Below are 24,345 nucleotides of genomic sequence, written 5' to 3'. Positions count from 1 at the left end.
CGTGGATGTGACGCTTGGCAACGATCACGCCTTCCTTCAGCTCAACCTCGCCGCAGGGGCCAACCAGCTTGCAGGCGCCGGAACCAGCGATGTCGCCAGACTCACGCACAGGAGCTGCAATGCCGATGGAACGAGCATCGGAAGCGGACAGCTCCACCTGGTCTGCGTTACGACAGGGACCCAGGATGGACACATTGGCCAACTCCTTTTTGGGGCCAACAACGGTTACACGCTGTTCAGAAGCGTACTGGCCGGGCTGGCTCAGCTCTTTTTTAACAGTCAGCTCAAAGCCTTTGCCAAACAGAGTTTCCAGAGTTTCCTGAGTCACATGAACATGACGGGCAGAAGTTTCAATCAAGAATTTCATTTGTAATTTCCTCCCTTAGGGTCGGATTTCTGTTTCCGGCCGCTCTTTTTTATTTTAGCAATATCCGAGCAAAACTTCAAGACAAAATACAACATTTTTTCTTTATTGCAGCACGCTTACGGTATTTTTTCTGCTTCGTACCATGCCCAATATATCTTACCGTTCTTTGTCTCTTTATTTCTTTTGGATCTATGGAGCAAAAACAGCACCTTCAAAAAAATGCTTTTAAAACACTTTTTTGTCGCTAAAATCCACCTTTTATAACTGTGGAATACAGGCCACATTTTCAGAGAAAACTCTTTTCAAACAACAATCCTCTATTCTCGTAGGTTATAAAGTGTCGCAGATTCTATATAAGGAGGGATAGTCAAACAGGCTTGTGCCATGATATACTAAGTATGTAAATATAGGCTGCCATAAGACGCTGGAACCTGCCAATCTGCAAGCTGGCAGGTAGCTGGCTGTCTGGCCATAGAGAGGAATACGCTATGGAATTTGAAGCACTCAAACAGGAATGCATCTCCTGCCAAAAATGCGGCTTGTGCGAGACTCGCACCAATGTGGTATTTGGTACCGGCTCCCGCCATGCAGAGGTCATGTTCATTGGTGAAGGTCCTGGTCAGAATGAGGACGAGCAGGGCCTTCCCTTCGTGGGCCGCAGCGGCAAGCTGTTGGATCAATATCTGGAAGCTATTGACCTTTCTCGGGATAAAAATATTTTTATTGCCAACATCGTAAAATGTCGTCCTCCCCAAAATCGTGATCCCCTGCCGGAGGAATGGGCCGCCTGCCTGCCCTGGCTCCACGAGCAATTCCGAATAATTCAACCCAAAATCGTTGTATGTTTGGGCAGAATTGCCGCTCAACGAATGATTCGTGCGGATTTTGCCATTATGAAAGAGCATGGCCAATTCTTCGAAAAAGACGGCGTTTTCTATATGGCTACTTTGCACCCTGCTGCACTGTTACGCAACCCAAACAATAAGCCGCTTGCCTTTGAGGATTTTGTGGCCCTTCGGGAAAAAATCCATGAGGTTTGCACCCACACCTATGGGCCGGGAGAAGGCTGAGCAGCTGAACTTTTTATCGCCGGATTCTCCTTTGCTTTGCTTGCAAGGAGCTTTAAATCGGACAGCAGACCATAAAGTTTTCATAAACCAGAAAAGGAGTGGCGCCGCAAGGTTACCACTCCTTTTTCTATCGTTTTATTACAGACCAGATAACCTAGAGAGGCCAGATAAACAGCCCTATAAACTATTCAACTCATTTCCAGCCAATAAAATCACTTTCAGCCAACAAAAAAGGCTCCCGCTTTGGCGGGAGCCTCAAAAAGCTATAAAATCAAACGATTACTCGTAGATCTTAGCAACAACGCCGGAACCAACGGTACGGCCACCCTCACGGATAGCGAAACGCAGGCCTTCGTCCATGGCGATGGGGGTGATCAGCTCAACGTCCATATCAACGTTGTCGCCGGGCATGCACATCTCAACGCCTTCGGGCAGAGAGATAACACCGGTAACGTCAGTGGTACGGAAGTAGAACTGAGGACGGTAGTTGTTGAAGAAGGGGGTGTGACGGCCGCCTTCATCCTTCTTCAGGATGTAAACGTGGCCCTGGAACTTGGTGTGGGGATGGATGCTGCCGGGCTTAGCCAGAACCTGGCCACGCTCGATGTCAGAACGCTGAACACCACGCAGCAGAGCACCAACGTTGTCGCCAGCCTCGGCGAAGTCCAGCAGCTTGCGGAACATCTCCAGACCGGTAACGGTGGTCTTGCCCTTCTCTTCCTTCAGGCCAACGATTTCAACTTCCTCGCCAACCTTGATCTGACCCTGCTCAACACGACCGGTAGCAACAGTACCACGGCCAGTGATGGTGAACACGTCCTCAACGGGCATCAGGAAGGGCTTGTCAGCCATACGATCGGGAGTGGGGATGTAGCTGTCAACAGCAGCCATCAGGTCAACGATGCACTTGTACTCAGGTGCGTTAACATCGGTGCTGGAGCTCTCCAGTACGCCCAGAGCGGAACCCTTGATGATGGGGGTGTCGTCGCCGGGGAACTCGTACTCGCTCAGCAGGTCACGGATCTCCATCTCTACCAGATCCAGCAGCTCGGGATCGTCAACCTGGTCAACCTTGTTCATGAACACAACGATGTAGGGAACGCCTACCTGACGGGACAGCAGGATGTGCTCACGAGTCTGGGGCATGGGGCCGTCAGCGGAAGAAACAACCAGGATAGCGCCGTCCATCTGAGCAGCACCGGTGATCATGTTCTTAACGTAGTCGGCGTGGCCGGGGCAGTCAACGTGTGCGTAGTGACGGTTCTCGGTCTCGTACTCAACGTGAGAAGAGTTGATGGTGATACCACGCTCGCGCTCCTCGGGAGCCTTGTCGATGTTAGCGTAATCGGTGAACTCTGCGTTGCCGTTCAGAGCCATAACCTTGGTGATAGCGGCAGTCAGAGTGGTCTTACCATGGTCAACGTGACCGATGGTGCCAATGTTAATATGAGGCTTGCTGCGCTCAAATTTAGCTTTTGCCATTTTAAATATCCTCCTTTTTTTAAACCATTAGAGCCTAAGGTTATAATACTAGAACCATCCCCAAAAATCAAGTGATTTTTGGGGATTTGCTGCATGAGGGTTCCCCATGCAGCAAACTAGGTCCTAATTAGTCTTTTTTGCGACCAGCCATGATGGTCTCGGCAATGTTCTTGGGCACCTCAGCATAGTGGCTGGGCTCCATGGAATACTGACCGCGGCCCTGGGTCTTGGAACGCAGATCGGTGGAATAACCGAACATATTGGACAGGGGAACGAAAGCATTGATCTGCTGAGAGCCGTTCAGTGCTTCCATGCCCTGAATCTGACCACGACGGGAGTTCAGGTCACCGATAACATCACCCATGTAATCATCGGGAACGATAACAGCAACCTTCATGATGGGCTCCATGATAGCGGGATCAGCCTTAGCCATAGCATCCTTGAATGCCATAGAACCAGCGATCTTAAATGCCATTTCGGAGGAGTCCACTTCGTGGTAAGAACCACCCTTCAGGGTGACCTTTACATCTTCTACCGGATAACCGGCCAGGATACCGGCCTTCATAGCGCCCTGGATACCCTGATCGATGGGAGCAATAAACTCCTTGGGAACATCACCGCCAACAACAGCGTTGATGAACTCGTAACCCTTACCAGCCTCGTTGGGCTCGATGTCGATGATACAATGGCCGTACTGACCCTTACCACCAGACTGACGGGCGTACTTGGTGTTGGAGCTGGCCGCACGGCGGATGCATTCGCGGTAAGCAACCTGGGGAGCACCCACGTTAGCCTCTACCTTGAACTCACGCAGCAGACGGTCAACAATGATTTCCAAGTGCAGCTCGCCCATGCCGGCAATGATGGTCTGACCAGTTTCCTCATCGGTCCAGGTACGGAAGGTGGGGTCTTCTTCAGCCAGCTTGTTCAGTGCGATACCCATCTTCTCCTGACCAGCCTTGGTCTTGGGCTCGATGGCAACACGGATAACAGGCTCGGGGAACTCCATGCTCTCCAGGATAACGGGATGCTTGGGATCACACAGGGTGTCACCGGTGGTGGTATTCTTCAGACCAACAGCAGCGGCGATATCACCAGCGTAGCAAGCTTCGATATCCTGACGATGGTTTGCGTGCATCTGCAAAATACGGCCCAGACGCTCGTTGTTGTCCTTTACGGAGTTGTAAACGGTGGTGCCAGCTTCGATAACACCGGAGTATACACGGAAGAAGCACAGTTTACCAACAAAGGGGTCGGTGGCGATTTTGAATGCCAGCGCAGCGAAGGGAGCCTTATCGTCGGAAGGACGGCTGGTCTCCTCGCCGGTTTCGGGATCAATGCCCTTGATGTCCTCGATATCGGTGGGAGCGGGCATGTAATCCAGAACAGCGTCCAGCAGCTTCTGAACGCCCTTGTTGCGGTAGGAAGTACCGCAGATAACAGGAACGATGGTGTTGGCAATGGTAGCCTTACGCAGAGCTTTCTTGATTTCGTCCTTGGTCAGCTCTTCGCCGTCCAGGTACTTCATCATCAGATCTTCGTCAGCCTCAGCCACAGCCTCAATCAGCTCGGCACGATACTGCTCGGCCAGTTCCATCATATCCTCGGGGATGGGCTCAATACGAACATCCTTACCCAGGTCGTCGTAGTATACATCAGCCTGCATCTCAACCAGGTCGACAATACCCTTGAACTCATCTTCCTTGCCGATGGGCAGCTGGATGGGTACAGCGTTGCACTTCAGACGCTCGCGCATCATGCCTACAACACGGTAGAAATCGGCACCCATGATGTCCATCTTGTTCACGTAAGCCATACGGGGTACGCGATACTTGTCAGCCTGACGCCAAACGGTTTCAGACTGGGGCTCAACGCCGCCCTTAGCACACAGAACGGTTACGGAACCGTCCAGAACACGCAGAGAACGCTCTACCTCAACGGTAAAGTCAACGTGGCCAGGGGTGTCGATGATGTTGATGCGGTGCCGGAACTTTTTGGCTTTGGCAGCATCGCCCAGCAAATCAGTGTGAGTCCAGTAACAGGTGGTAGCAGCAGAAGTAATGGTAATACCACGCTCCTGCTCCTGCTCCATCCAGTCCATGGTAGCTGCGCCATCGTGCGTTTCACCGATCTTGTGGTTAACACCAGTGTAATACAGGATACGCTCGGTGGTGGTGGTCTTGCCGGCGTCGATATGCGCCATAATGCCGATGTTTCTGGTCATTTCCAGAGAAACGTCTCTTGGCATATTAACCTCCTAAAAAATCCAGGGCCGATCAATAACGGTAATGAGCGAAAGCCTTGTTGGCCTCGGCCATCTTGTGAGTGTCTTCGCGCTTCTTCACGGCGTTACCGGTGTTGTTCACGGCATCCATGATCTCGTTGGCCAGACGCTCGCGCATGGTGCGCTCGCTGCGGGCCCGAGAGTAAGCGGTCAGCCAGCGCAGACCCAGGGTCTCGCGGCGCTCGGCACGAACCTCAACGGGTACCTGGTAGGTGGAACCACCAACACGGCGGGCCTTAACTTCCAGGCTGGGCATGATGTTCTCCATAGCCTTCTCGAACATCTCCAGGGGATCGTTGCCGGACTTTTCTTTTACCAGCTCAAAAGCATCATAAACGATCTTCTGAGCGACGCCCTTCTTGCCATCCAGCATTACGCTGTTGATCAAGCGGGTTACCATTTTAGAATTGTACAAAGGATCAGCCAAAACGTCACGCTTTGCAATGTTACCTCTTCTAGGCATCTTTCTTCCCTCCTTCACAGAATGATATCATCGGTACTCGAAAGCAAAAAACTCCCGTTGTGCCACACAAAAGGTCTATCAATATATTAAGACGCCTTTGATGATGGCGGGGTAAACAGTTAATTACTTCTTAGCAGCACCGGCCTTGGGGCGCTTTGCGCCGTACTTGGAGCGGGCCTGGTTACGGTTGGCCACACCCTGGGTATCCAGAGTACCACGGATAATGTGGTAACGAACACCGGGCAAGTCCTTAACACGGCCGCCACGAATCAGTACTACGCTGTGCTCCTGCAGGTTGTGGCCGATACCGGGGATGTAAGAGGTTACCTCGATACCATTCGTGAGCTTAACACGGGCTACCTTACGAAGAGCAGAGTTGGGCTTCTTGGGCGTCATGGTACGAACAGCAGTGCAAACACCACGCTTCTGGGGGCTGTTAGCATCGCTGTAGGACTTGTCCAGAGAGTTATAGCTCTTCTGCAGAGCAGGAGCAGTGGACTTACGGACAGACACCTCACGGCCTTTGCGTACAAGCTGGTTAAAAGTAGGCATTTTGTTCTCCTTTCTTAATAGTATTTGCAAAGACGCCTTGCGGCAAACTTTGCACACAAACAAGCTGCACCTTTCGGCGCAACAACTTTATTCTACACATTCGCTTTATCGATGTCAACAGTATTTTTAAAAAAACCTTGGTTAATTCACCAAATTCTTTTTTGCAGCTTTTAAATGCAGCAGCTGTTCCAGCCCCTGCTGGGCTGCCAGCAAAATCAGCGGCAGCAGTCCTACCAGGTAGCGGGAGCGGGTTTCCCACAAAAGAAGAAACACTCCTGCACCCAGCAAAGCAATGAGCACCGTCCATACAAGCCCACTGCACTGTTTGCTTCTTGCCTGGCCTATGGCCGCTGCTGACAATCCTGTGCAAACCACCAGCTGTTGGGCGTTGGCAATCAAAATAAATATCTGCCAATAACTGCCCTGTGGTGTCACCCACTGCTGGAGCCAGCCTTGATTGACCGGGTCAATGCTCAATTTATGCCCGCCAAAATAACTTCCATCCGCCCAGGTATAGGCCAGCTTCCGGGCAATGTGGTCTGCCAATCCCGCCGGTCCGTACGCCTGCAATCTGGCCTTAATTTCCTGCACTGCGTGCTGGGTGCGGGCTTCGGCGCTGGGCAATGCCTGACTGGTCATGTGATCCTGCTCATCGTAACCACCCGGATTTTTAAGGCCCATCATCACATAGTGCATGGGCGGCAGTCGGTAGCGCTCCAGCTCCGTGGTGTCCAGGATAGGATTATGTGCCAAAATTACCGACCACAGCCCCATCAAAAGAGCAAACACAACCGCCCCGGTGCAAGCAGCCGCTATACCCCGCTGGCTGGACAGCAGCCACCAAAGCACCAATGCTACAAACACAATCAGCACGGTTGGCTTAATTCTATATCCCACAAAGGCAGCAACGCCCATCCCTGCTGCCAGCAGCAGCCGTGTGCCGCCTGTAACCCGGTTCCACTGCTGGGCCAGCAGCAACGCAAGGCAAGCCAATGGCATAGAGAGTGTATCGGTATAAAAAATAGGCCCGTACAGCCATAGACCTGCACAACCAAAGCAGCCCACTGCCACAGCCAGCGCTCGCTGTGCTCCCCATTGACGATGCGCCACCCGCCATAGCATCAGGATGGATGCATCAATGGCCAGCAGATTGAACAAAATACCACTGGTAAGGGACGAAAAACCTGCCAGGCTGCCAGCAATAAATACAGGCGCCAGCAGCAGCGCCAAAAAAAAGTTGTTGTTGGACTCCAAAAAATACTGCGAATCAATTTGAATGCTGCCGCTGGTGGTAATTTCCAGGGCTCCGTGGTACACACGCCCAAAGTCCCAAGCTGGTTCTACCTTGACCGCAAAGGCAAAGGCCCCCGCTGCCAGCACAAACACGCAAAAGGCCAGCCAAAACAGGCGGTCGGCTGTGCAGGGCTGCAGCCGGGCTATTCCCCTTCCCAATCCCCACAAGACTGCCAGAAGTGCCAGAGCCACCAGTGCCGATTGCCAGCCTACCGTAACAATGCACAGCAGCCACACAAGAGCAAAAAATACCACGGCAGTCCACACGGCAGCTTTCTGCAACAGATGTATCACCATTGGATGCTCTCCCTTTCTGTACTGTAATAATAAAGCATTGATTTCCTGCCCAGATGCAAAAGGAGAGGCCACCCCGCAGGGCAGCCTCTCCATTGTATTGCCTGTTCCCGAATACTGGGCCAGCAGTGTTACTCAGCGCTGGAATCCAGCTCCAGTTCCTGCTCTGCAGAATCGGCCTCTACCTCAGCGGGTACGATGCCCAGTTCCTCCTGCTCACGGCGAACCAGCTCGGCTTCCACCTCATCCAGACCGGTACCGGCAGGAATGAGCTTACCGATGATAACATTTTCCTTCAGGCCCATCAGCGGGTCTACCTTACCCTTGATAGCGGCTTCGGTCAGAACACGGGTGGTCTCCTGGAAGGAAGCGGCGGACAGGAAGCTGTCGGTGGACAGAGAAGCCTTGGTGATACCCAGCAGAACATCGGTGTACTCAGCCAGCTTCAAGCCTTCCTCGCCAGCGGCAATGCGCTCCATAATGGCAGCGTTCTGGCTTTCCACTTCCATCTTGTCAGCCAGTGCGCCGCCAATGAGGGTGGTGGAACCAGCGTCGTCCACACGAACCTTACGCATCATCTGACGCACGATAACCTCGATGTGCTTATCGTTGATTTCTACACCCTGCAGGCGGTATACCTTCTGAACTTCCTGAATCAGGTAGTTCTGTACGGCGATACGGCCCTTGATGGCCAGGATGTCATGGGGGTAAGCATGACCCTCGGTGATCATGTCGCCCTTCTCCAGCTGCTGACCGTCGGTAATACGGATGCGCTGACCGAAGGGAATCAGGTAGCTCTTCTCGGCAGGTGCACCGTTCTCGTCCACACCGGTCACAACCACATGACGGTTCTTCTTGCTGTCGTCGATGTGGGCGGTACCAGCAATTTCGGTCATGATGGCCAAAGCCTTGGGACGGCGGCTCTCGAACAGCTCCTCAACACGGGGCAGACCCTGGGTGATATCCTCAGCAGATGCGATACCGCCGGTATGGAAGGTACGCATGGTCAGCTGGGTACCGGGCTCACCGATGGACTGAGCAGCGATGATACCAACGGATTCACCGATGCGAACGGGATCGCCGTTTGCCAGGTTGGAGCCGTAGCAGTGTGCACAGGTACCCACCTTGGCACGGCAGTTCAGCACGCTGCGGATTTCCAGGCTGGTAATGCCGGCAGCTTCAATCTTTTCGGCATCAAACAGGTCCATCATCTTGCCCTTGGGTACGATAACGGCACCGGTAGCGGGATCGCATACATCGCCCACAGCGTAACGGCCAATCAGACGCTCACGGAAGCTTTCGATTTCTTCCTTGCCTTCCCGGATATCGGAAACCCAGATACCCTCGGTAGCACCACAGTCTTCCTCACGGACGATTACATCCTGAGAAACATCAACCAGACGACGGGTCAGGTAACCGGAGTCAGCGGTACGCAGAGCGGTATCGGCCATGCCCTTACGAGCACCACGGCAGGAAACGAAATATTCCAGAATGTTCAGACCTTCACGGTAGTTAGCACGGATGGGCATCTCGATGGTCTTACCTGCGGTGTTTGCAAGCAGACCACGCATGCCGGCCAGCTGCTTAATCTGGTTCATAGAACCACGAGCACCGGAATCCGCCATCATGAAGATGGGGTTGCGGTCTTCCAGGTTGTCGGCCAAAGCCTTGGAAACCTTGTCAGTGGTCTCCTGCCAAATCTGGATTACGCCGTTGTAGCGCTCCTCGTTGGAGATAAGACCACGGTTAAACTGCTTAATCACCTTGGAAACCCGCTCATCGGCCTCGGCCAGCAGTTCGGGCTTCTGGGGAGGAATCACAGCGTCACACACAGCAACGGTAATGCCGCTGATGGTGGAGTACTTGTAACCCTGAGCCTTGATGCGATCCAGCATCTCGCTGGTGGGTTTGGTGCCATGTACAGCCAGGCAGCGGCTGATGATGTCCGGCAGGTTCTTTTTGGTAACCTGGAAGTTGACCTCGTAGTGGAACATAGCCTCGGGGTCGTTGCGGTCCACATAGCCCAGGTCCTGAGGAATGGGCTGGTTGAAGATGATGCGGACCACTGTGGTCTCCACCAGACGGCTGCGCATCTCACCGTTTACCTCCATGGTACGGCGCACCTTGATGCGGGCATGGAGGGTGATTACCTTATCGGTGTAAGCCATAATGGCTTCTTCCTCATCACGGAACACCTTGCCTTCGCCCTTGTCCCCTTCGTTGACCATGGTCAGGTAGTAGGAACCCAGAATCATATCCTGGGTGGGCACAGCAACAGGGCAGCCGTCAGAGGGCTTCAGCAGGTTACCGGAGGCCAGCATCAGCATCTTGGCTTCACGCTGGGCTTCCTTGCTCAGGGGCAGGTGCACAGCCATCTGGTCACCGTCGAAGTCGGCGTTGAAGGCGGTACATACCAGGGGATGCAGCTTGATGGCGTGACCCTCTACCAGCACCGGTTCAAAGGCCTGGATGCCCAGACGGTGCAGGGTGGGTGCACGGTTCAGCATAACGGGATGACCCTTAATGACGGTTTCCAGGCTATCCCACACTTCGGTGCGGGTGCGCTCTACCATCTTGCGGGCGCTCTTGATGTTGTTGGCCAGGCCCTTTTCTACCAGGTCCTTCATAACAAAGGGCTTGAACAGCTCCAGAGCCATCTCCTTGGGCAGACCACACTGGTACATCTTCAGCTCGGGGCCTACAACGATAACAGAACGGCCGGAGTAGTCAACACGCTTACCCAGCAGGTTCTGACGGAAGCGGCCCTGCTTACCCTTGAGCATATCAGACAGGCTCTTGAGGGGGCGGTTGTTGGGGCCGGTGACGGGACGGCCACGGCGGCCGTTATCAATCAGGGCGTCCACAGCCTCCTGCAGCATACGCTTTTCGTTGCGCACGATGATGTCGGGCGCGCCCAGCTCCAGCAGACGCTTGAGGCGGTTGTTGCGGTTGATGACACGACGGTACAAGTCGTTCAGGTCACTGGTGGCAAAACGGCCGCCATCCAGCTGCACCATGGGACGGATGTCCGGGGGAATAACCGGAACAACATCCATAATCATCCACTCGGGACGGTTGCCGGAGTGACGGAATGCCTCCACCACTTCCAGACGCTTCAAAATACGAACACGCTTCTGGCCGCCGGCATCTTCCAGCTCGCTGCGCAGCTGGGTGCGCAGTTCTTCCAGATCCAGCTCTGCCAGCAGTTCCTTAACGGCCTCGGCACCCATGCCGGCCCGGAACTCGTCCTCATAGCGTTCCCGCATTTCGTGGTATTCTTTTTCGCTCAGCAGCTGCTTTTTCTCCAGGGGAGTGTAACCAGGATCGATTACAATGTAGCTTGCAAAGTAAAGTACCTTTTCCAGCTGACGGGGGCTGATGTCCAGCATCAGACCAATACGGCTGGGAATGCCCTTAAAGTACCAGATGTGGGATACAGGGGCAGCCAGCTCGATGTGGCCCATGCGCTCACGGCGCACCTTGGATTTGGTTACTTCCACGCCGCAGCGTTCACAAACCTTGCCCTTGTAGCGAATGCGCTTGTACTTGCCGCAATGGCACTCCCAGTCCTTGGTAGGTCCAAAGATGCGCTCGCAGAACAGGCCTTCCCGCTCAGGCTTCAGGGTGCGGTAGTTGATCGTTTCCGGCTTTTTCACCTCGCCGTAGCTCCATGCACGGATCTGGTCGGGAGAGGCAAGGCCGATCTTGATCGAATCGAAATCGTTATATTCCATTAAACGAACCCTTCCTTTTCTAATATCTCGGTGATTGGGGTTGGCACGGGAGGGGCCTCCCGCCCTGTGGCGGGGGCCGCTTCTCCTGTGCTGTTTGGGTCAGCTTTGAATATCAATACTCGCCGTCAAAGTTCATATCGTCTGCATAGAGGTCGTCGGATTCAAAGACATCTTCCATGCCGCCGAATACTTCCTCTGCATCGGGATCAGACTCTGCGTCCTGGATGCTGTACTCATCGTTCAGCTCGTTTTCCACCAGAACATCCTCGCCCATGGGCAGGTCACGGGTATCGAAGCCGGGTTCTTCATCATCGAAGTTCTGCTTCAGGTCGATTTCCTCGCCCTCAGCATCCTGCACCCGAACGGCCAGACCCAGGCTCTGCAGCTCCTTAATGAGCACGCGGAAGCTTTCGGGAATGCCGGGCTTGGGTACGGGCTGGCCCTTTACAATGGCCTCGTAGGTCTTTACACGGCCCACCACATCGTCCGACTTCACGGTCAGGATTTCCTGCAGGGTGTAGGCGGCGCCGTAAGCTTCCAGGGCCCATACTTCCATCTCACCGAAGCGCTGACCGCCGAACTGAGCTTTACCGCCCAGAGGCTGCTGGGTAACCAGGCTGTAAGGACCGGTGGAACGGGCGTGAATCTTATCGTCTACCAGGTGATGCAGCTTCAGGTAGTACATATAACCAACGGTTACACGGTTATCGAACTTCTCACCGGTACGGCCGTCGTATACAGTGCTCTTGCCATCCTCATCCAACTCAATCTTGGAGAAATCGATTACATGGCCAATTTCGGGCCGCATAATCTTATCCAGCTTGGTGGGATATTCAGGCATAGCGCCGCTGTGATTCTTTTCCCGGGCCTCGTTGAAGCAGGCACGGATGTCCTGTTCGTGAGCGCCATCAAATACGGGGGTCATGATCTTCCAGCCCAGAGCCTTGGCTGCGTAGCCCAGGTGAACTTCCAGAACCTGACCGATGTTCATACGGGAGGGAACGCCCAGGGGGTTCAGCACGATATCCAGCGGAGTACCGTCTGCCAGGAAGGGCATATCCTCCTGAGGCAGAATGCGGGATACAACACCCTTGTTACCGTGACGACCAGCCATCTTATCGCCCACGCTGATTTTGCGCTTCTGGGCAATGTAGCAGCGTACTACCTGACGAACGCCGGGCTGAAGCTCATCGCAGTTTTCGGGGGTGAATACCTTCACATCCACGATGATGCCGTACTGACCATGGGGTACACGCAGAGAGGTATCACGCACTTCACGGGCCTTCTCACCAAAGATGGCACGCAGCAAACGCTCCTCGGCGGTCAGCTCGGTCTCGCCCTTGGGGGTGACCTTACCAACCAGGATATCGCCTGCCTTTACCTCGGCACCAATGCGGATGATGCCCCGTTCGTCCAGATCCTTCAAGGCTTCCTCGCCCACGTTGGGGATGTCGCGAGTGATTTCCTCAGGTCCCAGCTTGGTCTCACGGGCTTCCGTCTCGTATTCCTCGATGTGAATGGAGGTGTAAACATCCTCACGCACAATCTTTTCGTTGATGAGAACGGCGTCCTCGTAGTTGTAACCTTCCCAGGTCATGAAGCCGATGAGGGCGTTCTTACCCAAGCTGATTTCGCCATTCTTGGTAGCGGGGCCGTCAGCCAGCACCTGGCCAGCCTTTACTTCCTCGCCCTTGGAAACAATGGGCCGCTGGTTTACACAGGTGCCCTGGTTGGAGCGCATAAACTTAATCAGCTCGTACTCGTCGGTGGTGGTCTTGCTGGTGCGAACTACAATCTTATCGGCATCCACACGCTCTACCACGCCGGGGTTGCGAGCCAGTACACACACGCCGGAATCGCAGGCAGCCTTGTATTCCATACCGGTTGCCACAATGGGCTGCTGGGTCACCAGCAGGGGCACAGCCTGACGCTGCATGTTGGCGCCCATCAGAGCACGGTTGGCGTCGTCGTTTTCCAGGAAGGGAATCATGGCAGTTGCCACGGACACAACCATCTTGGGGCTTACGTCCATGTAATCTACCCGTTCCCGCTCGATTTCCAGAATCTCGTCACGGCGCCGAGCGTTTACACGAACCTTGGTGAAACGGCCTTCCTCATCCAGAGGCTCGTTGGCCTGGGCCACCACAAACTCGTCCTCAACATCCGCAGTCATGTAGACCACTTCGTCGGTTACAACGCCCCGCTCCTTGTCCACCTTGCGGTAGGGAGCCTCGATGAAGCCATACTCGTTGATGCGGGCAAAGCTTGCCAGGTAGGAAATCAAACCGATGTTGGGACCTTCGGGAGTCTCGATGGGACACATGCGGCCGTAGTGGCTGTAATGTACGTCACGCACCTCGAAACCGGCACGGTCACGGCTCAGACCGCCAGGGCCCAGAGCTGACAGACGGCGCTTGTGGGTCAGCTCGGCCAGAGGGTTGTTCTGGTCCATGAACTGAGACAGGGGGCTGGAACCAAAGAATTCCTTGATGGCAGCCACCACAGGGCGGATGTTGATGAGGCTCTGGGGAGTAGCCTCGTTCATGTCCTGAGCCTGCAGGGTCATACGCTCACGGATGACACGCTCCATACGGCTGAAGCCGATACGGAACTGATTCTGCAGCAGCTCACCCACGCTGCGGATACGGCGGTTGCCCAGATGGTCGATATCATCGGTTACGCCTACGCCGTGATCCAGGCCGTTCAGGTAGTTGATGGAGGAGAAGATGTCATCCAGGGTGACAGTTTTGCTGATCAGGCGATCGTGGTTCTTGATGAGCAGTTCCTTCTGCTCCTCCTCGTCCAGAGTAGCCTCCAGAATAGCCTTCAGCTCAGCGAAGTTTACACGCTCATTGATGCCGCACTCGGCTACATCAAAGGTGAAGAAGTTCTGTGCATCCACAGTGCCGTTGGTGATAACCTTAATTTCACGGTCATCCACAGTCACGAATGCTACGGATACACCTGCTGCCTCTGCCTCTTCGGCCAGCTCACGGGTGATTTTTTCGCCAGCAGCCACAATCAGTTCGCCGGTGAGGGGTGCCACAATGTCACGGGCAGCCACAAAACCGGTGATACGGCGGGCCAGAGCCAGCTTTTTGTTCATCTTGTACCGGCCAAACCGGGACATATCGTACCGGCGGGGGTCAAAGAACAGATTGTTCAGGTGGGTCTGAGCACTTTCCACGGTGGGAGGCTCGCCGGGACGCAGCTTGCGGTAGGTCTCCAGCAGGCCCTCTTCTTCGTTGTGGGTGGTGTCCTTTTCCAGGGTGGCCAGAATGCGCTCATCCTCGCCAAAGAACTCCCGAATCTGGGCATCGCTGCCCATGCCCAAGGCACGCAGCAGAACGGTTACAGGCAGTTTGCGGTTTTTGTCGATGCGCACATAGAACACATCGTTGGAGTCGGTTTCATACTCCAGCCATGCGCCCCGGTTGGGGTTCATGGTTGCGGTAAACAATTTCTTACCGGTCTTATCGTAGCTGGAGCCAAAGTACACACCAGGGCTGCGAACCAGCTGGCTGACGATAACACGCTCGGCGCCGTTGTTGATAAAGGTGCCTGCATCGGTCATGAGCGGGAAGTCGCCCATGAAGATCTCCTGCTCCTTTACCTCGCCGGTTTCCTTGTTCAGCAGGCGGGCCGTTACACGCAGAGGGGCAGCATAGGTGGTATCGCGCACCTTGCACTCCTTGATGCTGTATTTAGGCTCACCCAGATGGTAATCCACAAACTCCAATGCCAGATTGCCGGTAAAATCCTCAATGGTGGCAATGTCCCGGAATACCTCTTTCAGGCCCTCGTCCAAAAACCAGCGGTACGAGTTCTTCTGAACCTCGATGAGGTTGGGCATGGTGATGACCTCATCAATCCGGGAAAAGCTCATTCTTTCGGTTTTGCCAAGGTTCACAGGCTTGACCTTCATCATAAAAAGCTTCCACTCCTATCCTGTTTCTTATACATTGTTGGGGGCACGCTTGTGGGGCTTCCGCTTGTTCGATGAAATTTTGTGCATCTTTCACAAACTTTCACCCGCTTTTTGTACATGCTTCTGCTTTTAGGGCGTGTTATTCCAATTATGCTATACTACAAGAGTATACCGCCTAAAAAGCCCAGTGTCAAGCCATTTTTCGGCATTTTGTAAAAAAAGAAACCCAGGCTTGATACGCCCGGGTCGGTGTGGTTTAATTACTGGTTTTCGCAGCTCTCCTGAACCATCTGCGCAAAGGATACCCCTGCCAATTCCTGGTTCACCTGCTGGCTGATGCGCCGGTACACTGCCTGAAAAGCACACAGGCCAGACGCACCACGGTTGCACTCCTCGCAATCCTGCAAACAGCGAGAAAGGCTATACGGCCCTTCCACAGCAGAGATAACATCCAGCAAACTGATTTCCTCCGCAGGGCGGGCCAGTTCGTAGCCGCCCCGGTTACCTTTATAGCTCACAGCAATGCCGCTGCTCACCAGCTTGCCCAAAATTTTAAGGGCAAACCGCAGCGAGACATGCATCTCCTCGCTGATTGAGCGGGCATCCATGCGCCGCTGTGTTTTTGCCAAACAGTAAATGATGCGAACGGCATAGTCGGATTCCTGTGTAATATGCATAGCTGCATAGTTCCTTTCTTTTTACGGCAGAGCAGCTGCTCAGCCAAAACTACACTTTAAAAATCTAGTTAAACTATATCAGTAAATGTTTCTTTTGTCAAATCCATCCCAAAAGAAAACCGCCGCCGGTCGGGTCGCCGGCAGCGGTTTTACCACAAAGTACTCAAGCAGAAACTCGCTCTATCTTAGATGCAGCCCAGCCAAACACCAGCCGCACCAGCGGACCGGCTACCACCAGCTGCCAGAACAGTGCCATGGGAAAGTTAAGCACCGTGGTCTGAATCCAGGCGGCCACCAGCTCTGCCCCTGCATGCTTGTACAGCACTGTGGCAATCAAGCTCATGAGCGGGCACATCAGGCAGACAATAAAGGAGGAAATGGCCAGCAAAATAAACACCGGCTTATCCTGCCCAGGGGTAAACAAACGAAACGCCAACTTCTGCGCCAGCCGTTCCACTAGAAACAATTCCAATACAATGGCCACAGGCCACAAAACCACCAGTTCGCCAAAAGCCATCAAAAACACCTGGTTGGACATACCGCCCACCGCCAGCGAAACATTGTAACACACCATGCCATACACCATTACAAAGGCCATGGCTGCGGTAAAAATCACATTTTGCAGTTTTGTTTTCGGCATCGGGAAACACTCCTCTTAATCTTTTTCAAAATCAGGAATTGTGTTGTTCGTTATCAGAGGGCGCCCGAAGCACTCATGTATCGTTTCCAATCTAACCAATTCAGCAACACCCCTTGCAAATCTCTTGCCAGGGGCAGCTTTAACAGGATATCATACTTGCTAAAATTGCGCAAGGCATTTTGCTTGTGCACCAAACAAAAAAATCGGCAGCACTCCCTCGTGGGAGCGCCGCCGATGATGCCGGGGTCGCTTTCGTATTGTGCTTGCAGGTTCTATTGGGCCGGCACATCCAATCCACAGGACGCCGGACATAGAACAGATGGTATTTTATCGCTTATGCCCCTTGAAAATCTCAATTTCCTCGGCCGGCAGCTCATGACGGAATTCTCGCTCGGTGCGGCGGAGATTACCGCAGATGCACTGTTCTTCGCCACGGGCATCCAGCGGTATATAACAGCCGCACTGGGTGCACCGGGCATACAGGCCTGGTTTGCGCTTGAATTCCTTGGCAAAAAAGCCGGTTGCCTTGGGGCCATGGCCTACATAGGAAAACACCATGGAAGCCTTCAGTTCCTCCTGCTGTTTTTTCAGCTTGCTTTCGTCCACATTCCAATTCTGCATCATAATCCAACGCTCCCTTGTATGGTGTTAGAAATCAATCCAGGAAATCCCGCAGCTTTTTGGAGCGGCTGGGATGGCGCAGCTTGCGCAGTGCCTTGGCTTCAATCTGGCGGATACGCTCACGGGTTACCTCAAACTCGTGGCCTACCTCCTCCAAGGTACGGGGACGGCCGTCCTCCAGGCCAAAGCGCAGGCGCAGAACCTTTTCCTCACGGGGGGTCAGGCTTTGCAGCACGCTGGACAGCTGTTCTTTCAGCAGGGTGTGGCTAGCAGCCTCGGCTGGCACAGGTGCATCCTCGTCGGGGATGAAGTCGCCCAGGTGGCTGTCCTCCTCCTCACCAATGGGAGTTTCCAGGCTCACAGGCTCCTGAGCTACCCGCATGATTTCCCGCACCTTTTCCACCGGCATATCCAGCGCCTCGCTGATTTCGTCGGCGGTGGGCTCATGACCGTTCTGGTGCAGCAGCTGGCTGGAAACCTTCTTTACCTTGTTGATGGTTTCCACCATGTGCACCGGGATACGAATGGTACGGGCCTGGTCGGCAATGGCACGGGTAATAGCCTGCCGAATCCACCAGGTAGCATAGGTGGAGAATTTAAAGCCCTTGGTGTGGTCAAACTTTTCCACCGCTTTAATCAGGCCCAGGTTGCCTTCCTGAATCAAATCCAAAAACTGCATGCCACGGCCCACATAACGCTTTGCAATGGAAACCACCAGACGCAGGTTTGCCTCGCTCAAGCGCTGCTTGGCCTTCTCCCCTTTCAGGATGGCAGTTTCCAGATTGCGCAGCTCAATCTTATCCTCGGTGGGCAGGGCGTCCTTTTCGCTGGCCAGCCAGATACGGCGCTCATCGCTGCTCAGCTCCTCGTCGTGCTCAATCTGCCAGATTTTCTGGTACTTGGTCTGTTTCAGCTCTACCGCCTTGCCACCGTCCAGAATTTCCAGTGCCAGACGAATTTCCTCGTCGCTGCTCAGCAGGGGCACCCGGCCAATCTCCTTTAGGTAAACCTTCACCGGGTCATCAATGGCTACGCCTTCGGCGGACAGGGCACTCTCGAACAAATCCACGCTGTCCTCGGTAAGGGTGAAATTGTCCATATCACTGCTCGGTTCATCCACAATTTCCACATTGTGGCTTTCCAGTGTTTCGTACAGCTTATCAATCTGTTCCACATCAAAGCCGGTATCATCAATGGCATCATTGATTTCCTTGGTGGTCAGCTTGCCGTTCCGTTTACCGGTTTCAATCAGTTCACGGATTGTAATTTTTTTCTCTGCCATAATTTGCACTTCCTCCTGAATCGGTCAAAATAGCGTTATAAAAATCCCTGTGCAATAACGCACGGAATGAAGATGGTTTTTATTCAGCTCCCCCGCCCTTTTTGCGGCGCAGCTGCTCAAAGTAATCGTTCAGCTGGTCATTGTTCATCTGGGCTGCACTGGTGCTGACCGGGCGGTTGCTATGGATTCGCTCCAGGTACATTTCCACATCCCGCCGTCCAATGCCCACATCGTAGTTGCGGGCCAGCAAACGAGCCAGCAGATTCATCAGTTCCTCCGGCAGGCGGAGAGCCAGGTTTGTTAAATCCGGTGTCATTCCCTGCTGGCAGCAGGTAAGAATAGCACCGTAGGCTTTGCCCATATCCTCCATCAAAAAATCATCCGGGCCCAGCTGCTGTTGAATCAGCGGAATAAACTCCGGGTTGCGAATCATTGCTGCCACCAGCTGCTGCTCTGCACTGGCTACTCCCAGGGCTTTTTCGCTGTTCATGGTATTGTAGGGCAGGCGGATGTCCGCTGTCAGTCCTTCGTTCAGCAATTCCCGCTGCCGCTGCTTTTGGCGGCGGCGCTGGTTGCTTTTTTTCAGCGCCTCCAGCTGGTTTAAAATTGCAATTTTAGAAACATCCGTTTCCTCCGCCAACCTCCCAGCATAGATATCCTGCTCGGTGGGGCTTATTTTATCCGCCAGCACCCGAATGGCCTGTTTAATGTATTCAGCCCGCTGGGCCGGCTGGGTGATATCATATTGCTTGCGCACCTTTTGCAGCTTATATTCAATGGCATTGCTGGTGCCATTGAGCAAGCGGTCAAAAGCATCCTTGCCAAATTTTTTAATGAATTCATCCGGGTCCTTTGCGTTGGGGATGTTCAGCACCAATACACGCACCGGGCTTTCTGCAAACAGCTCCAAACTGCGGGCTGTGGCTTTTTGGCCTGCTTCGTCCGAGTCATAGCAAAGCACCACTTCATCGGCGTACTCTGCCAGCAAGCGCACCTGGTCCGCCGTAAGGGCGGTGCCGCAGGCGGCTACCGCTGTGTCGTAGCCTGCCTGGTGCAGGCTGATTACATCCATGTATCCTTCACACAGAATATACCTGCGGCTGGTACTCTTTTTGGCCAGATTCAGGGCAAACATGGCCTTGCTCTTTTTATAAACCAGTGTTTCCGGGCTGTTGATGTACTTGGGTTTTTCGTCTCCCAGTACCCGGCCGCCAAAGGCAATTACATTGCCCCGCAAATCAAAAATAGGGGTCATCACCCGGCCGCGGAACGCATCGTACAGGTTGCCCCGTTCACTGCGCTTTACCAAACCGGAGGCCAAAAGCTCCTCGGTGGTGTAACCCTTTGCCTTGAGATGGTCCAAGGCTGCCCCAAACTGATCCGGTGCATAGCCCAGGCCAAACCGCCGGATGGTGGCATCGCTCAACCCCCGCCCTCGCCAGTAACTTCTGGCCTGCTGGGCTTGGGGTGTGGTTCCGTTCAGCTGCTCAAAGTAAAAGCGGGCGGCCTCCTTGTTGATGGCCAGCACCCGGCTTCTCAGCCGCCCTACCTGGTCGTCCTCCTCTGGCAGGGGCATACCGGCACGGCCCGCCAGATATTTCACTGCTTCCACATAATCCAGATTGTTGATTTTTTTAATAAAGGTAATTACATCGCCACCCGCTCCGCAGCCAAAGCAATAAAAGCTCTGGGTGTCCGGGTATACCACAAAGGAGGGGGTTTTTTCGCTGTGAAAGGGGCACAATCCCGTGGGGGTACGGCCCCGATGGCGCAGCTGTACATAACTGCCAACCACATCGGTGATATCACACCGACGCACCAGTTCTTCCAGATATTCGTGGGGAATCACTGCACCCTCTCCTTTCTTTTACCAAAATATAAACAGGGCTCCATTCAGCGCCGTTCAAACCCCTTATAGCGGGTTCCCTGAACCGTTAGCGTACCCATGTCTCCCTGGGTCAGCAAACCATATTCCCTGCCAGAAAGAGCAAGCTCCATCCTCTTTCCGTTTTCCACCTCAAAGGTAGCAAAGTAGCGTGTCTGGCGGTTGTGGCTGCACCATTCCCGCTTTGCCACTACCTGAGCCTCCATGGTAAGTATAGGGGATGCATTGTTTTTGCACCACCGCACCAAACCGGCCAGGATGTTAAAAACCAGCACTCCCACAACCAGCAATCCGCCCAGCCGAATAATCCAGGGAATTATTTGAAATTCCATTCCATATCCCATACCCATTGCTGTCACCTTCTTCACAAAATATGCCATTTTCGGGGCACAAACAATTCCTCAAACACACGCACTGCATAAGCATCGCTCATGCCGCTGATGTAGTCCATCACACCGCGATCAATGCCTTCCCGGTATGCAATGGCCAAAAAGCCTTCGGGCAGAAGCGCCGGCTGGTTGCTGTAATGCTCATACAACGCACCGATGATGTTATCCACCTTATCTTCTTCCTTTTTGGCCACCTTATCCACATACACCGTTGCATACATAAAACTATGCAGTGTGTTATAGGCCTGGTCCACAGCCGGGCTGAAGTGCAGGCCCCACTCTACTCCATTGGCAATCATGTCCGAAAGCAGCGTGGCAATGCGCTGGCTTTTGGTCTCGCCCAGCACCTGGCGCACTTCCTGTGGCAGCTGTTCCTGCCGCAGTACCCCCGCAGTGATGGCATCCTCAATATCATGGTTCATGTAGGCGATGCGGTCGGCATAGCGTACCGCACACCCCTCCAGCGTTGCAGGCCAGGCCCCTTTTGTGTGGCAGATAATGCCATTGCGTACCTCCCAGGTAAGATTGAGGCCCTGAAACTCCCGCTCCAGGCAATCCACAACCCGCAAACTCTGCTGGTAATGTCGAAAGCCGTGGGGACTAAGCTGGTTCAACGCCCGCTCTCCCGCATGTCCAAAGGGGGTATGCCCTAAATCGTGGCCCAGAGCAATGGCTTCGGTAAGGTCCTCATTCAGGCGCAGTGCCCTGGCAATGGTGCGGGCAATCTGGCTGACCTCCAGGGTATGGGTAAGCCTAGTGCGGTAATGATCCCCTTCCGGCGAAAGAAACACCTGAGTCTTTTGCTTGAGCCGCCGAAAGGATTTACAGTGAATGATTCTATCCCGATCCTGCTGGTAGCAGGTTCGGATGGGACAAGGTTCCTCTGGGCGCATCCTGCCCCGGCTGGCAGCACTGTGGGCTGCGCTGGGTGCCAGAATCTGCTGTTCAATCTGCTGGGTGTGTTCCCGAATGGTTTCCATTCTGCCTGCCCCCTTTTTCAGAAATTTTGCAGCAAAAAAGCCATCTGTATACTATATACGAGAACAGGAGCTAAAACACTTTCAAAAGAGAAAAAATTTTTTAAAAAGGCGTATAAAAGGGCTGGGATACCACCGGAACCACTGCACCCCTGGTCAGTTCCTGAAATGCAGGCAGTAAGGGCGCTTCGGCTCCCTGGGGCATGGTCCCCTTCAAAAAAACCTGGTCGGTGAATACCGGCTCCTCCATGCGAGCCCCTACCTCTGCAAACAACAGCATTGCTCGTTCATACAAGCTGTAATCCACTGTTACCTCCACCGTTACACAGCTGCGAACCGTCACAATTTTGGCAGCTTGCAAAGCTTGCGAGGCGCTTTCGGTATAAGCTCTTACCAATCCGCCGGTTCCCAACAGAGTGCCGCCAAAGTAACGGGTTACCACCACAATGCAGTCGGTAAGTCCTGCGTGCTGAATGGCTTCCAGCACCGGCAGTCCAGCAGTTTTGGCCGGCTCTCCATCGTCCGAATAACGCATTCGGCCATCCTGCCGCAGTACATAGGCATAAACATTGTGCCGAGCCGTTCGGTTGGCTGCCCGAGTCTGCTCTAAAAAGGCCAGGGCCTTTTCCTCGGTATCGGCAAAGCTGGCACTGGCAATAAAGCGGCTGCGTTTTTCCTCAATTTCAGCCACACTGGTGCCCTGTAGGGTTCGGTAATCCTGCATGGAACGGCTCCTTTCTGAACTGGATACGACTTGCTGCACAGGCCTGCTTCTCTAACAGGCAGGGCGGCACGCCTGTGCTGCAAGGCTTGGATTTTGCCCGGTTCATTTCCAATACTGGCCATGAAGGAGGGCAATCCTGCATCATAAAAGAAAAGACAACAAAAAAGGCGGTTTGTAACAAACCGCCTTTTTGGCATTTGATTTTACTTCTTGAGACCGAAACGACGGTTGAAGCGATCAACGCGTCCGCCGGTGTCAACCAGCTTCTGCTTACCAGTGTAGAAAGGATGGCACTTGGAGCAAACTTCCACATGGATAGCGGGCTTGGTGGAATGGGTCTTAATCACTTCGCCGCAGGCGCAGGTGATGGTGCACTCCACATAGTTGGGATGGATACCCTGTTTCATTCTTTTCACCTCTTTCGGTTAATGACTTTTGGGGCCATGCTTGAGCCATGTGCCCATCACAACCTTCAATAGGAGGCTACCAGCATACGCCATCCTGTGCGTATGGAGCAGCCATCGGAACGATTGCCTATCTACTATACCATAGCTTTTTGCAAAAGGCAAGTATTTTTTCGCCCAGATTCGCTTCCTGCGGCATTTTTTCTGCCCGGCTTGCAGGCAATCAAACTTGCCGCAAAACTTCTGGCAAAGCAGCGCTGCTCCATCTCACCGGGCCAGCCGGTATGATTCCGTACCATTTGTGGATAGCACCGGTTCGTTTCAGCTCAGATACTGTTGCCAGTACTCTTCCAAAGTCAGGTTGTTCTCCACCATAAACTGAGCCAGCTCTACCCCCACATAACGCCAGTGCCAGGGCTTGAACTCCACGCCAGTAATGTCCTGCTTGTCTTCTGGGTAGCGCAGCACAAAACCGTAGTCGGCGGCATTCTGCTGCAACCAGGCAAACTCTCTGCTCTCCGAGATGGAGTTCTGGTTCTTGTGCAGGTCGTCTTCCGGCAGCAAATCCACACCCAGGCCGGTGTTGTGGTCCGATTCATAGGCCTTTTGCTCAATGCGCTGGGCAGCCTGTTCCGCTTCTGCTCCAGCAAGGCCCTGGCTTTCGGCGTTGCTCAGCTCTTGTTCGTAAAAGCTTTGCTGGCGCTCGGGGCCACGGTAGCCGGAAATCACCTGCATCTGGATGCCCGCCCGACGGGCTGCCGCATCCATTGCCTGAAAGGCTTCCACCACTCTTGCGTCCATCTCAAAGCCCGCATCGTTGATAACAGCCGTCTCCGGTTCAAATCCATCTGGCAAGGGGGTACCAGGGCCTGCCAGCACCACAAACCAATCCTCAGCGGTTACATTGGGGCCTTGGATCTCTTGTGACTCTTGCATTTGGGCTTGTTCTTCTTCAGGATCTTGCTGAGGCAAAACCTCCTGAGATTGAGCATCCTGGTCGGCAGCCATCTCCAAGCCCATTCCTGGGTTTTGCTCTCCATTCTGCTTGCTGCCTTTGCCGGCCATGCTCATGCTCAGCAAAACCACCAATGCTACCAAAGCAACCACTGCCACACCCCAAAGCACCATTGCAAACTGCCTGGATACTCCATGAAAAAGTTGGCGTGTTTCTTCTGCTTCTTGCTGCTGTCGCTGAACCCCAGCCTCTGCATTTTCCATCCGCTTTACTTCTTCTTTTGTAAAATAGTTCATCTCATGAGCCATACTAAACTGCTTCCTT

19 protein-coding genes are annotated in these 24,345 nt (G+C 53.8%); 1 reads left to right on the top strand and 18 read right to left on the bottom strand.

Going from position 1 to position 24,345, the window contains the following annotated elements; translation table 11 throughout:
* Nucleotides 1-367: PduL/EutD family phosphate acyltransferase (locus ACH2EM_RS07175; protein ID WP_395151452.1), on the bottom strand; the 367-nt coding region annotated here is incomplete at its 3' end.
* Between the two features lie 488 nt (nucleotides 368-855).
* On the opposite strand from ACH2EM_RS07175, the gene ACH2EM_RS07170 reads away from it, so the two are divergent.
* The gene (locus tag ACH2EM_RS07170; protein ID WP_395151451.1) at nucleotides 856-1,437 is read left to right on the top strand and encodes a uracil-DNA glycosylase family protein; all 582 of its coding nucleotides are present in this window, start codon (nucleotides 856-858) and stop codon (nucleotides 1,435-1,437) included.
* Between the two features lie 279 nt (nucleotides 1,438-1,716).
* Here ACH2EM_RS07170 and tuf read toward each other — a convergent pair whose 3' ends face one another.
* The 17 genes from tuf to ACH2EM_RS07085 form a co-directional block, all read right to left on the bottom strand.
* On the bottom strand, nucleotides 1,717-2,919 hold the full coding sequence (gene tuf, locus ACH2EM_RS07165; RefSeq protein WP_395151450.1) for an elongation factor Tu: 1,203 nt from the start codon (nucleotides 2,917-2,919) through the stop codon (nucleotides 1,717-1,719).
* A gap of 127 nt (nucleotides 2,920-3,046) precedes the next feature.
* Entirely contained in the window at nucleotides 3,047-5,167 is a 2,121-nt protein-coding gene (gene fusA / locus ACH2EM_RS07160) for an elongation factor G (RefSeq protein WP_395151449.1), read from the bottom strand.
* A 28-nt stretch (nucleotides 5,168-5,195) separates the two neighbouring features.
* Nucleotides 5,196-5,666, bottom strand: coding sequence for a 30S ribosomal protein S7 (gene rpsG / locus ACH2EM_RS07155; RefSeq protein WP_395151448.1), 471 nt, complete (start codon nucleotides 5,664-5,666; stop codon nucleotides 5,196-5,198).
* A 123-nt stretch (nucleotides 5,667-5,789) separates the two neighbouring features.
* Entirely contained in the window at nucleotides 5,790-6,218 is a 429-nt protein-coding gene (rpsL, locus tag ACH2EM_RS07150) for a 30S ribosomal protein S12 (protein ID WP_395151447.1), read from the bottom strand.
* Nucleotides 6,219-6,359: 141 nt separating this feature from the next.
* On the bottom strand, nucleotides 6,360-7,808 hold the full coding sequence (locus ACH2EM_RS07145; RefSeq protein WP_395151446.1) for a hypothetical protein: 1,449 nt from the start codon (nucleotides 7,806-7,808) through the stop codon (nucleotides 6,360-6,362).
* Between the two features lie 128 nt (nucleotides 7,809-7,936).
* Nucleotides 7,937-11,539, bottom strand: coding sequence for a DNA-directed RNA polymerase subunit beta' (rpoC, locus tag ACH2EM_RS07140; protein ID WP_395151445.1), 3,603 nt, complete (start codon nucleotides 11,537-11,539; stop codon nucleotides 7,937-7,939).
* A gap of 112 nt (nucleotides 11,540-11,651) precedes the next feature.
* Entirely contained in the window at nucleotides 11,652-15,467 is a 3,816-nt protein-coding gene (gene rpoB / locus ACH2EM_RS07135) for a DNA-directed RNA polymerase subunit beta (RefSeq protein ID WP_395151444.1), read from the bottom strand.
* A 260-nt stretch (nucleotides 15,468-15,727) separates the two neighbouring features.
* Nucleotides 15,728-16,144, bottom strand: coding sequence for an RrF2 family transcriptional regulator (locus tag ACH2EM_RS07130; protein WP_395151443.1), 417 nt, complete (start codon nucleotides 16,142-16,144; stop codon nucleotides 15,728-15,730).
* Nucleotides 16,145-16,307: 163 nt separating this feature from the next.
* Nucleotides 16,308-16,784 carry a DUF2798 domain-containing protein gene (locus ACH2EM_RS07125; RefSeq protein WP_395151442.1) on the bottom strand — a complete coding sequence of 159 codons (477 nt, stop codon included), beginning with the start codon at nucleotides 16,782-16,784 and terminating at the stop codon, nucleotides 16,308-16,310.
* Between the two features lie 327 nt (nucleotides 16,785-17,111).
* Nucleotides 17,112-17,408 (bottom strand): hypothetical protein, encoded by a 297-nt coding sequence (locus ACH2EM_RS07120; RefSeq protein ID WP_395151441.1) that lies wholly within the window; start codon nucleotides 17,406-17,408, stop codon nucleotides 17,112-17,114.
* Between the two features lie 31 nt (nucleotides 17,409-17,439).
* Nucleotides 17,440-18,687 carry an RNA polymerase sigma factor RpoD gene (gene rpoD, locus ACH2EM_RS07115; protein WP_395151440.1) on the bottom strand — a complete coding sequence of 416 codons (1,248 nt, stop codon included), beginning with the start codon at nucleotides 18,685-18,687 and terminating at the stop codon, nucleotides 17,440-17,442.
* Nucleotides 18,688-18,766: 79 nt separating this feature from the next.
* Nucleotides 18,767-20,536, bottom strand: a complete 1,770-nt coding sequence (gene dnaG / locus ACH2EM_RS07110) for a DNA primase (RefSeq protein ID WP_395151439.1) — start codon at nucleotides 20,534-20,536, stop codon at nucleotides 18,767-18,769.
* A 44-nt stretch (nucleotides 20,537-20,580) separates the two neighbouring features.
* Nucleotides 20,581-20,904, bottom strand: a complete 324-nt coding sequence (locus tag ACH2EM_RS07105; RefSeq protein WP_395151438.1) for a DUF2500 domain-containing protein — start codon at nucleotides 20,902-20,904, stop codon at nucleotides 20,581-20,583.
* 32 nt (nucleotides 20,905-20,936) lie between these two features.
* Complete coding sequence (locus ACH2EM_RS07100) at nucleotides 20,937-21,941, bottom strand: deoxyguanosinetriphosphate triphosphohydrolase (protein WP_395151437.1); 1,005 nt, start codon at nucleotides 21,939-21,941, stop codon at nucleotides 20,937-20,939.
* A gap of 100 nt (nucleotides 21,942-22,041) precedes the next feature.
* Entirely contained in the window at nucleotides 22,042-22,662 is a 621-nt protein-coding gene (locus ACH2EM_RS07095; RefSeq protein WP_395151436.1) for an IMPACT family protein, read from the bottom strand.
* A gap of 203 nt (nucleotides 22,663-22,865) precedes the next feature.
* Nucleotides 22,866-23,069 (bottom strand): 50S ribosomal protein L31, encoded by a 204-nt coding sequence (rpmE, locus tag ACH2EM_RS07090; protein WP_395151435.1) that lies wholly within the window; start codon nucleotides 23,067-23,069, stop codon nucleotides 22,866-22,868.
* A 318-nt stretch (nucleotides 23,070-23,387) separates the two neighbouring features.
* Nucleotides 23,388-24,329 carry a D-alanyl-D-alanine carboxypeptidase family protein gene (locus tag ACH2EM_RS07085; protein WP_395151434.1) on the bottom strand — a complete coding sequence of 314 codons (942 nt, stop codon included), beginning with the start codon at nucleotides 24,327-24,329 and terminating at the stop codon, nucleotides 23,388-23,390.
* Nucleotides 24,330-24,345: the final 16 nt, after the last annotated feature.

It is taken from the genome of uncultured Allofournierella sp. (assembly GCA_944382705.1).
Taxonomy (GTDB): Bacteria; Bacillota; Clostridia; order Oscillospirales; family Ruminococcaceae; genus Allofournierella.
The sequence above is the reverse complement of the archived record's forward strand: the minus strand, read 5'-3'. Positions and strand labels throughout refer to the sequence as shown.